Genomic DNA, 13463 nt, shown 5'->3' with positions numbered 1-13463 from the left:
ACCTCACTCACGCATGCTGGCGGAGTATATCAAGGATCTGATCCAGATCTTCCGGAAGAAGCGTGTACCGTTCCTTTGCGTAGATGGCGCGAAGTTCGTCGCGGCTTTCCGGCATGATATTGACAATCCGGTAGGCGATCTCCGGTCTTATCTTCTCAAGACCGTTCAACTCGTCAATAATGACGTTTGCGGTTGCAGGATCGCACTTTCCGAGACTGTCGGCATGATCGATACTCTTGCGCAGCTCGTACGACATCGTCCGTGCAGACGTTTCCGTCTCACCGTCTCCGCCGGCACGCTGGTCACGAATTGAGATCAGCACCTCGCGAAGCTCCGGCAGCGACATCATTTCTTCGCTGATAACTTTTTTCACTTTCATGCCTGTGACTCCTGAAGTAAATGTAAAATTAGTATTTGGGGGTTAATATTTCTGTGCCTTGAGGTGCTGCGGACGGGAGATGACCACTTTGGTTGCATTGCCGTCTTTGATCTCAAGAAGCCAGGCGCGACCGCGCTGGCCAAGAACCGTGCCGGTCTTGCCGTGGAAACGCGGGTGCGGCATGCCCTTCTGCACACTTGGCTCAATGACGATGTGAACCTTCTGCCCCTCTTCAAAGTGCTGGATGACCGAGGTTACGTTCGGCATTCCGCGCTCACGAAGACCTTTCTGAAGCTTATACCGTGTCCGTTTCTTAATACCGTTATGTTTTGCCATTTTTACTCATCTCCGTTATTAATTCCGTCGACCTGCACCACGTCTAACGCGACAACTTTGGCGGGGACGGCGAGGATTTCAGCGAGACTCGGGGTTGTTCGGCCCCCGTCTCCTGATACGAGTTCTTTGATATAGAGTCCGCCTTCTCCCACAACCTCGATGCGGTAGAGGGAATCCTCTATTCCGAGACACTCGATATCAACGACTGTTCTATCTCTGACAAGATCCGCCCTGCGGTGAGCTACGCGTTCAGGCGTGCGCTGGTGAATCAAAGCTCCTTTCAGCTTTGATACCGCATTCCGGACTGTTTCAAGAGAGATACTGTCGTCTATATCGACCAGAATCCTGTATGTTTTATGCCCTTTGTGTGATTTAAGCATTTCCACCGTTTTTTTGTCAGACCAGCGTTCCAGTTTTACCTGGACACGGGGTGCGGCGGATGCATTAATCGCAGATTCCAGTTCCCGCAGATCTATGTTTCGGATTTTCGGATTCTGCATCTCCATAACAAATGGTCTGCCGGTACCGATCATCAGGGCATCAATGTCTTCTCTGCCGGATCCGTGTAAGACTCCGTTTTCTGCGGCAAACATCTGTTTTGGCATCTCTGCAATCAGTTCTTCGACTGAGGTCGGGTACTGTTTGCCGGTGAAGTTACACTTTTCACAGCCTTTTCCCCGGCATGCGCGGCAGTCCCAGTGTGTCTGCGGGATTCCCCGTTCATACTTGAGATACCTGCCGTAGAAGTAGACGGATGCAATTTGCAGTTCCACGCAGTCATCGGCGATGTTCAGCACGGCGGTGAGTTCCGGATTTTTCGGGTCTCCCTTTTTTCCGGTAAGGGCGGATACTGCTTTGCCGACCTCACGGTTCATCTCGGATTTGATCGGTTCGGGATGTTCGAGGGACAGGTCCGACCAGATCATCTCTTCGGACTCTGTCATCATCGGGGGGACACGGGTACCGATCACAAATGTGGAGTACTCAATATCCTGCATGGCGGCCGCTGCTTTTTCTGCCCATGCAGGGACGCTGTCGAAGAGATCGTTGCAGATCCAGCAGGTACCTTTCTCGTAGGGGACAAACGGAATGTTGTAGGCAAGCGCATGGGCAACCCGCAGTGCATGTCCCCGCTGTTCGTTGGTTAAACCAAACGATCGTTTTGCGAACAGTCTTCCCAGACAGTGGTCGCAGATGTCGCCGTACTCCAGAATCTGATGAACCGTTTCAAGAATGTCCGTCATGATCTCTCCCTCCGATCAAACTCATTTAAGATCACCGTAATGGTGTGGTCTGCATGCAGCACACGGGGCCCGACCGAGTAACGTGGAAGATCTTTGAGTAATGCTTCTTCGTCCTCGGTGAAGTTCATGTGATCGCTCAGGATAAAATTCTCCGGTAATGTCTCTGCATCGCGGATGTCTTTGCCGTTCTCATCAAGAACCGCAAACGAAAACTCCTGTAAAAGCTCCGCAAGCCCTCCTGATCGGATTGCAATTCCATCGGCGGCTTTCCGGAACTCCGGTTCTGCAGGAGTACTCAATCCTTTCTTAATCAGTGCGCCAGCACTCCGCTCATCAGGGTTCAGCGACCGGATCGTTTCGCCGGAGAACCGGAGCGTCTTGTGCGGCTCGGCTCCCTCGAGGATCAGATAGCATTCTGTATTGCGGCGGAGATCGTGACTGAGGAAGAAGGAGCTGTTGATGCAGCGGCATAAAACATCCATTCTTCCTGCACCTCCCGGCATGTCGTTTAAGGAAAAGTCTGGAGATGTTGTGGCCTTATGGCCGAGGATTGCAAACCGGAGCATGTGAGTATGTATGTTGGCTGTTGGTTGGCATAAGGCGTTCGCCCGTACTGGTCCCGTCACGGTCACAGTACTATTCTTTAAATGATAGTCCAGCGGAATATATACTACGACTTACTTGTCAGATTTTTCTGTCCGGTGTGGGGGGTCGATGTGGTGTACGAGAGATATTGTCAGTGGATGGGTGTAAATGAAAAATCGTCACATTGTGCATTCTTTTTAAATTTAAAGCTCAAATTTTGGTTTTTGCCCCCCCCCCCGCAGACCTCGCATGAATGGTGTGGAATTACTGTTTTTTCCCGCACGGTAGGAGCTGGTGCATGTACTCTTCTTCTCTGTGCGGATGTCAAACGGGTCATTCAGCTGTGCGGTTCGTAAGTTCTGCAGGGGTTTTCCTATGACAAACCATGCTGCATCCGCGGCATATTATATGTCTCCCGGTTCCCGCGGTGGATCTGTAGTTCTTGTTATTCTGGCAGTCATTTGCATTATTCTGCTTCTGGTGGGTGTCGGCATCTATGTTTTGACGGAGACCGTTGTTTCCCTTGAAGACGAAAGGAAGGTTAACGTTCAGATGATGCTCTCGGGAAATGATGTTGTTGTCAGCATCTACCCGGAGTACGATGCAGCGTCTCTTACTTCTGTAACGCTGCACATTGATGGTGTCGAAATTCCTGCCGGTCAGGATACACGCCAGGTATCCGTCGGGGACAGGTCTGCTTCTCTCCTCTACGCCGGTCTTGCCAAGGGTGTGACCGGCCAGCATTTTATTCTGATCACCGGCCACTTTCAGGACGGGGCCGAGACGCTGATCTATGCGAATAAAATTTCCTTCACCTGATCGTTTTCTCCGCAAACAATCTATGTCCCTACAACCCACATACACACTATACTTTTGAGGGATGTTCCATGCAACAAAAACGCATTCTTCTGATCCTGCTGATTGGTCTTCTTGCCGTCAGCCTTGTCGCTTCCCCGGCAGCAGCCCGCGGTGTTTCTTCCGGCAGTACGCTCTTTGTGTACGAGAACGGGATAAACTTCACTGGTGATCTTGTCGGTACCGCGCAGCTGCAGTACAATCCGAACAACAACGTTCTCAACACCATTGTGGTTCAGGATGCATCCAATTTTGAACTGCTCGCCGCATCCGTCGGCAGTTATACCGGTTCGTGGGATGCCGTCGATAGTTCGGGAACCAAACTCGGCACGGTCATGATCTACTATCCGGAACTCTCCATCGACATTGTTCTTGCAAAAGACGGTGTCTCTTCTGTGCAGCAGTGGGGATTCCTTGACACGGAGTATTATCAGGTCAAGATCAATGCACCGCATGTTGGTCCGAGCGGTCTTGGTGCCAAAGTGAACGTCGTTTTTCAGGGTGCGGACGGTTCTGAGACCACGTATGTTTCGGGCAGCAACTTTGCTGATATTCCTGTCAATAGTGCCCAGGTTCTGACAACCCAGTCCTTCCGGCCAAAAGATCTGGGCAAGACCACCACCATCTATGCGGAGTGGAGCGAACCTGCATCCTTCCGCAACTACGCACAAAAATCCAACTCTATCACGATGGACTATACTGATGTCACCGACCCGGGACTGACCATCACCTTCAACCCGACCCCGACCAAAACAACCGTTCCTCCTACAACTACCGTCACCACTGTTGCGACTACTGTCCCGCCGACCACTGCGGGAACCACTCCGGCAACAACCGAAACAACATCAGAACCAACCACCGGGACGCAGACACCTGTTCCAACCCAGTCTCCCCTGCCGGTTCTTCTTGTTCCTCTGTCCCTCCTTGCAGGACTTGTCCTGTACCGGAAATAAATCTCTTTTTTCCCGTGCGCGGTCAAACAAACCGCAAATCATGAGAGCGCACCATGAGTTATCACTGCCCTCTCACTTGAACGCACAAAGTATTACCTGTCTCAACTCCTCGTCATACTTGACCAAAACTTTCCCGAAAAATTTCTGAATCTATTTACCAATTTCGAAATTACTGCCCCAATACCGCAAACAAAGCGAATACCGTTCTTCTCTCCTGTTAAAGAGAATACTTATATCCAGACACAAAGATACATTTCAATGTCCCGAGAGGGGGACGTGTGAACGTTCTTTGAGTAACACTCAAAACCGTTTGCGCAATTGTGCCAAAACAACCGTCACTGACCCAAACAACAATTCTCTATTAGCAATTTCCAGTGTTATTCAGTGAAAGTAACGGAAAATTACGCGGCGCATGAAGTCCATGCGGCGCAGAGCCAATGAACAACATTATTCAGAGGAAAAAATTATGGCAAAATACAAGGATGTCATTGATCTCTATGACGACAACGGCAAGCTCCTCAAGAGCAACGTCGCACTCGAGAAGATCAGCCCGCTGGTCAACCCGGCAGTAAAGAAGATCATTGACGACACCAAGAGAACCGTCGCAGTCAACCTCGGCGGCATGCAGGACGGACTCAAGACCGGAAAGATCGGCAAACACCAGCAGATCCTCGGCCGTGAACTCGACCTCGACATCGTCGGCAACGTTGATGCAATCGAAGCAAAGATCAAAGAGTACGTCTCTGTAACCGCAGGCGACGACACCGAGGTCAAGCGCTTCAACGGCGGAAAACTTCTCTTAGTCAAGGTTCCGTCCGCACGTATCGCAAGTGCAGCAACCTATGATGCAGCACTTACTTCCGTTGCAGCAGCAACCACCTACGCAGTAGTTGAGCAGTTCAACATCGACATGTTTAACGCAAACACTGTCAAGGCAGCAGCATTCGGTTCCTACCCGGTTACCATGGATATGGCAGGCGGAGCTTGCTCCATGATCATGTCCATCCCGCAGAACAACGAGTCTCTCGGATACGCACTTCGTAACATTCCGGCAAACCAGTCTGTTATGATGACCCACCGCAACGCAATGCAGGGTGCAGCACTCGCCTCCACCTTCGAGCAGGCAGGTCAGTTCGAGATGGGATCCGCAATCGGCCCGTTCGAGCGTGCACAGCTTCTGCTCTACGCCTACCAGGGTCTGAATGCAAACAACATCGTCTACGACCTTGTCAAGTCAAACGGCCAGACCGGAACCGTTGGTACCGTCGTCCAGTCCCTTGTCGAGCGTGCAGTTGAGGACAAAGTCATCACCCAGGGTGCTGGCAGCGCAACCTTCAAAGCATACGAAACCAAGGACCCGATGATGTGGAATGCATACGCATCCGCAGGAACGCTCGCAGCAACCATGGTCAACTGTGGTGCAGGACGTTTCGCACAGGCAGTCTCTTCGACTCTGCTGTACTTCAACGACCTTCTTGAGCACGAAACCGGTCTCCCGGGCTCTGACTTCGGAAGAACCATGGGTGTCGCAGTCGGTTTCTCCTTCTTCAGCCACTCCATCTACGGTGGAGGCGGACCGGGTATCTTCAACGGCAACCACGTCGTGACCCGTCACGCAGCAGGTGTCGGTATGCCCTGTATCGTTGCAGCATGTGCACTTGATGCAGGTACTCAGATGTTCTCCCCGGAGGGCACCGCAAAAGTTTACGGTGACACCTTCGGTCAGATCGAAGAGTTCGCCCGCCCGATCCAGGCAATTGCAAAGGCAGTTTAAGCCTTGTAGAAACTTCCGTTACGACGGATAGGTCAAAGAATGACAGAACCAACATATCCACAACTGAGAATCGTCCCGATGCGATTTCTGAATCCCGAGACTGTCGAGATTCTTCTTGACAGGCTCTTTCACGTGGGCGGAATCCGCCGTTTAGTCTTAAACGGTCCGAGCATTCCCGCAACCGTACCGTATGGTCCGGCCCGCGGCACTGCCAATCCGACCACCTACCGCAGGTCCATTCAGGTCTGCGGCGAAGAGTACATGCTCGGTGTTCAGGTGGGAACAATCCTCCTTGAACTGGAAGATTCGTCTCTGATTCCTGATATCAAAGCGGTATGTGATGAGGTCTTTGCCGATAAATTCCCGTACGGGATCACCGAGGGCATCTATATGCGTTCTAATATGACAACAACCGATTATGCAAAATATGGTATTGTCGAGGACGAACGTATACTCGGCATGGCCGATCCCAAGAGCAAACAACGCCCGATCATCCTTCAGGGGAACAGATAAATGCCTCTTGGACGTGTAACACAGCTGGTCGACTGCAGACAGAGTATGGGTATGGGCAAGGGGGGCTCTCTTGCTCAGAGGGGAACCATCTCTGAATGTAAAAATCCTGACGTCATCATCGTGGGAATGTCTCCCGGCCGGAGACATATAACAAAACCTGTCTGCGATATCACGTCAGCACTGCGGCAGCAGGGGATAGAATACAGCGTAAGTACCTTGGTGCTGAACGCAGGCAGCGGAGTCCCGCCGGACGCAGAAATCGGCGGTGTTGCACTCGGTTCCAACTTCGGCATATTAGATCGCGAAATTGAACAGATAGAACGTCACAAAGTTGCCGTTCTTCACCACGGAAACATCCGATCCCACGTCATCCACAAATCCCGGAAGATCCTGCAGGAATGCAATGTCAACGCCGTTGTTGTCTGTCAGGCACCGGTTGATTTTGAGGATTTCGCACGGGAAGGTGTGAAGACCGCATACGTCATGCCAAAACCTGATAAAATCAGAACGAAAGGGACCGTCATGGGGATTGTCACCGGAATCACCCGGGGTCAGACTCCGAGTCGTGTTGCGATGGCTGATGTCATTCATGAAGTACTACGAATAATTAAAAATCCTGAGATGGGAGTCCATGAAACTCATGAATCCTCGGTATCAGGAACATACACATTAAGGTGAACAAACTATGGCATATACACCACAGTATGGACCGGGAACGTCCAAGGTTGCAGCAAACCGCCGCAATCAGATGAACCCGAACGTGAAGCTCGAAAAGATTCGCAGCGTCACCGATGAGGACCTCATCCTTATTATGGGACACCGTGCACCAGGACAGGCATACCCGTCCGCACACCCGCCACTTGCAGAGCAGGGAGAACCTGACTGCCCGATCAGAAAGATTGTCAAACCGACTGAGGGAGCAAAAGCAGGTGACCGTGTCCGCTACATCCAGTTTGCAGACTCGATGCTGAACGCACCGTGTCAGCCGTACCAGAGAACCTACCTTGAGATGTACCGCTTCCGCGGCATCGACCCGGGAACTCTGTCCGGCCGTCAGATCATCGAGTGCCGTGAGCGTGACCTTGAAGGATACGCACGTGAGCTCGTTGAGACCAACCTCTTTGACCCGGCTACCTGCGGTATCCGCGGTGCAACTGTGCACGGCCACTCCCTGCGTCTCGCAGAGAACGGCATGATGTTCGATGCAGTACAGCGCTGTATCCTTGACACTGACGGTATCGTCAAGTACGTGAAGGATCAGGTCGGAAACCCGCTCGACCGTAAGGTTGCAGTCGGCAAGCCGATGGACGCAGCATGGCTCAAGGAGAACACCACCATGTTCCACTCCCTTGTCGGAACTGCATTCCGCAGTGATGAGGAGTACGTTAAATACGTCCAGCGTATCCACGCACTTCGTACCAAGTACGGATTTATGCCCAAGGAGGCCTGAATACAATGGCAAAAGTAGAGAAGACCCAGAAACTTTTCCTTGAAGCACTCAAGCAGAAGTTCCCCAAGCAGGATGTTGAGTCCACCACCACTGAATTCTACAAGTTCAACGGTATTCACCAGTCTGCACGTAAGACCGAATTCCTCAAAGAAAACGAGGCAATCGTTGCAAAGAGAGGAATCTCCATGTACGACCCGGACCACTGCCACCTTGCAGGTGTCCCGATGGGTCAGCGTCAGCTCATGACCTACGAAGTTTCCGGAACCGGAACCTTCGTTGAGGGTGATGATCTGCACTTCGTAAACAATGCAGCAATGCAGCAGTTCTGGGATGATATCCGCAGAACCGTAATCGTGTCCATGGATATGGCACACTCCACCCTGCAGAAGCGTCTCGGCAAGGAAGTTACGCCGGAGACTATCTCCGAGTATCTCCACATTGTCAACCACGCAATGCCCGGAGGAGCAGTCGTTCAGGAACACATGGTTGAGACCCACCCGGCTTTAACCGATGACTGTTACGTCCGTGTCTTCACCGGTGACCAGGAGCTTGCAGACTCTATCGAGTCCCAGTACGTCATTGACGTTGAGAAGCTCTTCCCGAAGAAGCAGGCAGAAGCCCTTCAGGCAGCAGTCGGCAAGTCCCTGTGGCAGTGCGTCCACATGCCGACCATCGTTGGTCGTACCTGCGATGGTGGAACAACCTCCCGCTGGTCTGCAATGCAGATCGGTATGTCCTTCATTGCAGCATACCGCATGTGTGCTGGTGAAGCAGCAGTCGCTGACCTGTCCTTTGCAGCAAAGCACGCTGGTGTTATCAACATGGCATCCCACCTGCCGGCACGCCGTGCACGTGGTCCGAATGAGCCCGGAGGAATTCTGTTCGGCAACTTTGCCGATATGATTCAGGCAGACCGTGTCAACCCGAACGACCCGGCAAAGGCAACCCTTGAAGTTGTCGGTGCAGGAGCAGTTCTGTTCGACCAGATCTGGCTTGGTTCTTACATGTCCGGTGGTGTCGGTTTCACCCAGTACGCAACCGCAGCATACACCGATAACATCCTCGACGACTTTGTCTACCACGGTATGGACTACATCCACGACAAGTACAAGGTCGATGTGAAGAACCCGAACGCAAACGACAAAGTCAAGCCGACCCAGGAAGTCGTTAACGACATCGGTACTGAAGTCAACCTCTACGGTATGGAGCAGTACGAGCAGTTCCCGACCATGATGGAAGACCACTTCGGCGGTTCCCAGCGTGCAGCAGTTCTTGCAGCAGCATGCGGTACCACCACTTCCATTGCAACCGGTAACTCCAACGCTGGTCTCAATGCCTGGTATCTGTCCATGCTTATGCACAAGGACGGATGGTCCAGACTTGGATTCTTCGGCTACGATCTGCAGGACCAGTGCGGTTCCGCAAACTCGCTCTCCATCAGACCTGACGAGGGTTGTATTGGTGAGTTCCGTGGACCGAACTACCCGAACTATGCAATGAACGTCGGTCACCAGGGCGAGTACGCAGCAATTGTTGCATCTGCCCACATTGGCCGCGGCGATGCATGGGCACTGTCCCCGCTTATCAAGATCTGCTTCGCAGACCCGGCACTCAAGTTCGACTTTGCAAACCCGAGAAAGGAGTTCGCAAAGGGAGCTATCCGCGAGTTCATGCCAGCAGGCGAGCGCTCGCTCATCATCCCGGCACAGTAAATCTGTCCAGGGTGATAAACCCATTTTCTTTTTTTTTCGTTGTTGTAAAATTCATCCGACCGCGCGAATGGTCTGGTGTTTTTCGGCTGAGAAACACAATCTATATAATCCCAACGGTACATTTCCGCTTCTTTTTCTGCCGCACCCCGGGTTTTTGTCCGACAACAAAGGTCTTATAGGGGTCTTATGACATCAGATAATTTTAGATGAGGTAACATTCACTTGTGTTTGAAAAGTGGGTCGTCTGTAATGCAAATTATTTGGTGCAATTGGCCTAAAATCAGGCTGAAATCATCGATCAAAGAACAGCTCTTCGACGATTTTCGTATACATTAATATACCTCCCCTGCAAACAAGTAATTGTCCACACTTTGTACTCCATTCTTTAGAGTGGTAACGTTATTCGAACGTTCACGTCATTTCACGTGTGAATGATCGTGAATTGTCCACGAGTCTTCTATGACTCCTGAGACGTCTGCACGATATGAATCGTGCGGCTACTTGAGACGCATCCTTCGTTTCAGTCCGTTGTATGCCCTTTGGGGCAGCATTCACTGGAACAATACTTTCGTTTCCGCAAAGGAAACGTTGGCCCTGACACCGTGGGGTGATCAGGTGCAGCACGAGTTGTACAACTTGTGCACGCAAACTCAAGGGAGAATCTTACATGCAAGAAATTATAATCGGCATTGGAGTAACTGCCCTTGCGGGAGCTCTCGCAGCGGTTGCAGGTGCAGCCGAGGATACTGAGTCCAACATCGGATCACAGGGTGACCCGAACTCTCAGGTCCAGCTTGCACCTCAGATGGGCTATACTCACCGTATCTACAACAAAGCAGTATCCGGTGAGCCCCCAGCATACACCCTGTGGGTAACCCTTGCTTGCGGTATTGCATGGGCATTCATTATGTTGCATGTCAACGCAGTACTGGCAATCATCTTTGGTACAGTTCTCGCAACCTTTGTGCAGGGTATCTATGCTACCACTGCATACCTTGGAAGAACTGCAAGTCTTTCCAAGTTCGGACAGCCGGTCTTTATTGATGTGTTAAAGTCAGTAACGACTGTGACCATGGGTCACGCATTTGTTGCAATTTTCACCACGGTAACTGCATGTTACCTGATGGCAACTGTGCTCAACCACCCGTTCGCACTTCCGCTTCTCGGTATTGTATGGGGTCTTGCTCTTGGTGCAGCAGGTTCTGCAACCGGAAACCCGTACTATGGTAAGGAGCGTCAGTACCAGAACCAGAAGTTCGGTGCTGGTGTCCCGATCTCTGCATCCGGTAACATTGTTCGTTACGCAGAGGCTGGTCAGAGAAGTTCAATCGACAACGGTTTCTTCACCGCAAAACTCGGCGGACCGGCATCCGGTCTGTGTTTTGGTCTGATTGTGTTCTTTGAACTGTGGCGTACCGTGCTCTTTGAGCACACCCTGAATGGATGGGGCGCAGTCGCTGTTGGTGTTGCCATTATCCTTGTCTTCGCGTTCATTGACCGCTATGTGGAGAAGTGGGCACGCAAGAACTACGGACCCTACACTGCGGAGGCCTAACTATGAGCGCAATTGCAGCAAAACCAGCGGGCAACGCCGGAGCATTCCAGCCTGTTGCATCCGTTATCGCAATCATCCTTGCAGTCATCTTTATCGGCGCAGCCTACTTCCTTGGTAGTTCCGGCTATCTTGCCGGCGGAGCAATGCTCCCGGTTACCACGCTTGTCGGTATCATTGTCGGTGCAGCTCTGATTGCATTTGGTGTCCACTTCGTCCCGGTCGGCGGTGCGCCGGCAGCAATGGGACAGTCTCCGGGTATTGCAACCGGTGTCGCAATGCTTGCGACCGGTGCAGGTCTCGCAGGACTGTTCGGAGGAGCATGGGCAGCAAGTTTAGGCTTTGGAGTCGCTCTCGCCGGTGGTGCAATCGGCGGCGGTTTAATGATGGCAATCACCTGTCTGATGGTGAACATCTCCTATGTCTATGGCATGGGTATTCCCGCAGCATCCGGTAAGGTCGCAAAAGACCCGATCACCGGTGACTCTCAGGCTGAGTACAAATCCCAGGGAACCGAAGGTCACGGACTTCCGTTCATCTCCTACGTTGGCGGTGTTATCGGTGGTCTGTTCGGTGGTCTTGGCGGAACACTCATCTACATTGAGCTTCTCGAGTTCTACAACGCAAGCTTCTCGGCTGCCAACATGGAGGATTTCAGTTCTCTTGCAGTGGGACTTGCAGGCATCTTTGCAATCGGTATGTTCCTTGTTATCGCAGTGCTTTCTGCATACAATATTACCGGAACCATTGAAGGTCCGCACGACCCGAAGTTCAAGCGTTTCCCCCGTGCAATCATTGCAGCTATCTGCGCAAGCGGTATCTGCGGTCTTGTTGCACTTCTGGCGGTGGCAATTCTTTGAGGTGTAAAAAATGTCAGTAAAAGTTGAAGCATCACACGATGGCATTCCACACAACAAGGTCATGGCTATTGGTCTTGTCCTTGCACTGGTTTCCCTTTACATCGCAGTCGCCGGATCCTATGCAGGTTATGATTACCTTGCATTCTTCGGTGGAATTGCAGCTGTTGGTGCCCTGATCTGGGGTAACAGCACAATCAAAAAACTCTGCAGCTACGGTATCGGTACCGGAGTTCCGTCCGCAGGTATGCTTGCGTTCGGTTCTGGTGTTATTGCTATGCTGTTTGCCGCAAAGCTCGCTGTGTTCAGCCCGTTCATCGTGCCGATCGCAGGATTAATCATTGCACTGATCGTTGGTCTCATTCTTGGATGGATCTCCAACTCTGTCCTGAACATGAAGATCCCGGTCATGACCCGCAGTATCGCAGAACTTGCAGCAGTCGGCTGTCTCGCCCTTATGGGTCTGACCGTTGTTGCAATCGGCGGCCTCGGATTCGACCAGCTTACGACCTATACCATTCCGGTCTTAGGACTCACGCTTGAGCTCCATACTCTTTCCTATATCGCTACCGGTATCATTGCAGTTTCGTTCATGCTTGGTGCAATTGCACTTCAGCATCCGTTCAACGCCTGCCTTGGTCCGGGAGAGAAACAGGACAGAACCAACATGCTCACGATTGAGTGCGGGTTCCTTTCCATGATTGTCATGGCAGTTATTTCCTTTGCATTCGTTTCCTTCGTTGCAGCCTGGATCTCTCTGGTCATTGCACTCATCGGATGGTACTGGTCCTACAAGAAATACTTCGCCTTATCCAAGCGCGATGCAGCAGCATGGCTCGACGCAAAGCCGTTCAGCGATGCGGAGGAATAAGCTTTCGGAGGAATCAAGAATGGGATATGTATTAGTATTACCTGAATTTGGCCTCGTAGCTGACCCTATCGCAGGCATTGTCACGACCGCAGGTGTTTCCTACCAGCCGGTCATTGATCAGGTTGCTGAACTTGAAAAGATTGCAGATGATCTCGTCGGAATGCTTTCCGGAGAAGGAAACTTCCTGAACAGCTATCCCGGACGTGAGAAGACCCTGCTCTATGCAGGTTCCGTTACCTCACTCTGGTATGGTCTGGCTGTCGGACTGTTTATTGCCGGCCTGATTGCATTTGCATTAATTGGGATGTGAGCTACATGGCAGATAAAAAATCACCAGCAAGCGGATGGCCGATCATCCAGGGTGACTACCACACCGGTGACG

The 13463-nt window shown here is 51.7% G+C and carries 15 protein-coding genes; 11 read left to right on the top strand and 4 right to left on the bottom strand.

From position 1 onward, the window contains the following. Positions 1–7 precede the first annotated feature (7 nt). Genes O0S09_RS07345 through trmY form a run of 4 tightly spaced genes read right to left on the bottom strand, consistent with a single transcriptional unit; the run spans position 8 to position 2525 of the window. Positions 8–379, bottom strand: coding sequence for an RNA polymerase Rpb4 family protein (locus O0S09_RS07345; RefSeq protein ID WP_268923320.1), 372 nt, complete (start codon positions 377–379; stop codon positions 8–10). Between the two features lie 42 nt (positions 380–421). After that, complete coding sequence (locus O0S09_RS07340; protein WP_268923319.1) at positions 422–715, bottom strand: 50S ribosomal protein L21e; 294 nt, start codon at positions 713–715, stop codon at positions 422–424. A 2-nt stretch (positions 716–717) separates the two neighbouring features. Beyond that, positions 718–1959 carry a tRNA pseudouridine(54/55) synthase Pus10 gene (locus O0S09_RS07335; RefSeq protein WP_268923318.1) on the bottom strand — a complete coding sequence of 414 codons (1242 nt, stop codon included), beginning with the start codon at positions 1957–1959 and terminating at the stop codon, positions 718–720. Beyond that, a complete protein-coding gene (gene trmY, locus O0S09_RS07330; protein WP_268923317.1) occupies positions 1956–2525 on the bottom strand; it encodes a tRNA (pseudouridine(54)-N(1))-methyltransferase TrmY in 570 nt (189 codons plus the stop codon). Before trmY ends, O0S09_RS07335 begins: the two co-directional genes overlap by 4 nt. Before the next feature lie 394 nt (positions 2526–2919). On the opposite strand from trmY, the gene O0S09_RS07325 reads away from it, so the two are divergent. The 11 genes from O0S09_RS07325 (at position 2920) to mtrB (ending at position 13391) form a co-directional block, all read left to right on the top strand. Beyond that, positions 2920–3363, top strand: a complete 444-nt coding sequence (locus tag O0S09_RS07325) for a hypothetical protein (RefSeq protein ID WP_268923316.1) — start codon at positions 2920–2922, stop codon at positions 3361–3363. Between the two features lie 68 nt (positions 3364–3431). Then, a complete protein-coding gene (locus tag O0S09_RS07320) occupies positions 3432–4352 on the top strand; it encodes a hypothetical protein (RefSeq protein WP_268923315.1) in 921 nt (306 codons plus the stop codon). A 466-nt stretch (positions 4353–4818) separates the two neighbouring features. Further along, on the top strand, positions 4819–6126 hold the full coding sequence (mcrB, locus tag O0S09_RS07315) for a coenzyme-B sulfoethylthiotransferase subunit beta (RefSeq protein ID WP_268923314.1): 1308 nt from the start codon (positions 4819–4821) through the stop codon (positions 6124–6126). A gap of 39 nt (positions 6127–6165) precedes the next feature. Then, positions 6166–6639, top strand: coding sequence for a methyl-coenzyme M reductase operon protein D (gene mcrD, locus O0S09_RS07310; RefSeq protein WP_268923313.1), 474 nt, complete (start codon positions 6166–6168; stop codon positions 6637–6639). Further along, positions 6640–7317, top strand: a complete 678-nt coding sequence (mcrC, locus tag O0S09_RS07305) for a methyl-coenzyme M reductase I operon protein C (RefSeq protein WP_268923312.1) — start codon at positions 6640–6642, stop codon at positions 7315–7317. It begins immediately after the preceding gene. Between the two features lie 7 nt (positions 7318–7324). Next, positions 7325–8089 (top strand): coenzyme-B sulfoethylthiotransferase subunit gamma, encoded by a 765-nt coding sequence (gene mcrG / locus O0S09_RS07300; RefSeq protein WP_268923311.1) that lies wholly within the window; start codon positions 7325–7327, stop codon positions 8087–8089. Between the two features lie 5 nt (positions 8090–8094). Beyond that, positions 8095–9801: a coenzyme-B sulfoethylthiotransferase subunit alpha gene (gene mcrA / locus O0S09_RS07295; protein WP_268923310.1), complete on the top strand. Its 1707-nt coding sequence runs from the start codon at positions 8095–8097 to the stop codon at positions 9799–9801. Positions 9802–10468: 667 nt separating this feature from the next. Continuing rightward, positions 10469–11356, top strand: coding sequence for a tetrahydromethanopterin S-methyltransferase subunit E (gene mtrE / locus O0S09_RS07290; RefSeq protein ID WP_268923309.1), 888 nt, complete (start codon positions 10469–10471; stop codon positions 11354–11356). Positions 11357–11358: 2 nt separating this feature from the next. Continuing rightward, positions 11359–12213: a tetrahydromethanopterin S-methyltransferase subunit D gene (gene mtrD / locus O0S09_RS07285; RefSeq protein WP_268923308.1), complete on the top strand. Its 855-nt coding sequence runs from the start codon at positions 11359–11361 to the stop codon at positions 12211–12213. A 10-nt stretch (positions 12214–12223) separates the two neighbouring features. After that, the gene (gene mtrC / locus O0S09_RS07280; RefSeq protein ID WP_268923307.1) at positions 12224–13081 is read left to right on the top strand and encodes a tetrahydromethanopterin S-methyltransferase subunit MtrC; all 858 of its coding nucleotides are present in this window, start codon (positions 12224–12226) and stop codon (positions 13079–13081) included. Positions 13082–13100: 19 nt separating this feature from the next. Further along, positions 13101–13391, top strand: a complete 291-nt coding sequence (mtrB, locus tag O0S09_RS07275; RefSeq protein WP_268923306.1) for a tetrahydromethanopterin S-methyltransferase subunit MtrB — start codon at positions 13101–13103, stop codon at positions 13389–13391. Positions 13392–13463: the final 72 nt, after the last annotated feature.

It is taken from the genome of Methanocorpusculum vombati, assembly GCF_026891935.1.
GTDB classification, from domain to species: domain Archaea; phylum Halobacteriota; class Methanomicrobia; order Methanomicrobiales; family Methanocorpusculaceae; genus Methanocorpusculum; species Methanocorpusculum vombati.
This window is presented reverse-complemented; position numbering and strand designations above follow the sequence as displayed.

Bases quoted from the DNA above. Each gene is read 5' to 3' on its own strand.
- O0S09_RS07345 (WP_268923320.1), bottom strand. From the start codon at position 379: ATGAAAGTGAAAAAAGTTATCAGCGAAGAAATGATGTCGCTGCCGGAG.
- O0S09_RS07340 (WP_268923319.1), bottom strand. From the start codon at position 715: ATGGCAAAACATAACGGTATTAAGAAACGGACACGGTATAAGCTTCAG.
- O0S09_RS07335 (WP_268923318.1), bottom strand. From the start codon at position 1,959: ATGACGGACATTCTTGAAACGGTTCATCAGATTCTGGAGTACGGCGAC.
- trmY (WP_268923317.1), bottom strand. From the start codon at position 2,525: ATGCTCCGGTTTGCAATCCTCGGCCATAAGGCCACAACATCTCCAGAC.
- O0S09_RS07325 (WP_268923316.1), top strand. From the start codon at position 2,920: ATGACAAACCATGCTGCATCCGCGGCATATTATATGTCTCCCGGTTCC.
- O0S09_RS07320 (WP_268923315.1), top strand. From the start codon at position 3,432: ATGCAACAAAAACGCATTCTTCTGATCCTGCTGATTGGTCTTCTTGCC.
- mcrB (WP_268923314.1), top strand. From the start codon at position 4,819: ATGGCAAAATACAAGGATGTCATTGATCTCTATGACGACAACGGCAAG.
- mcrD (WP_268923313.1), top strand. From the start codon at position 6,166: ATGACAGAACCAACATATCCACAACTGAGAATCGTCCCGATGCGATTT.
- mcrC (WP_268923312.1), top strand. From the start codon at position 6,640: ATGCCTCTTGGACGTGTAACACAGCTGGTCGACTGCAGACAGAGTATG.
- mcrG (WP_268923311.1), top strand. From the start codon at position 7,325: ATGGCATATACACCACAGTATGGACCGGGAACGTCCAAGGTTGCAGCA.
- mcrA (WP_268923310.1), top strand. From the start codon at position 8,095: ATGGCAAAAGTAGAGAAGACCCAGAAACTTTTCCTTGAAGCACTCAAG.
- mtrE (WP_268923309.1), top strand. From the start codon at position 10,469: ATGCAAGAAATTATAATCGGCATTGGAGTAACTGCCCTTGCGGGAGCT.
- mtrD (WP_268923308.1), top strand. From the start codon at position 11,359: ATGAGCGCAATTGCAGCAAAACCAGCGGGCAACGCCGGAGCATTCCAG.
- mtrC (WP_268923307.1), top strand. From the start codon at position 12,224: ATGTCAGTAAAAGTTGAAGCATCACACGATGGCATTCCACACAACAAG.
- mtrB (WP_268923306.1), top strand. From the start codon at position 13,101: ATGGGATATGTATTAGTATTACCTGAATTTGGCCTCGTAGCTGACCCT.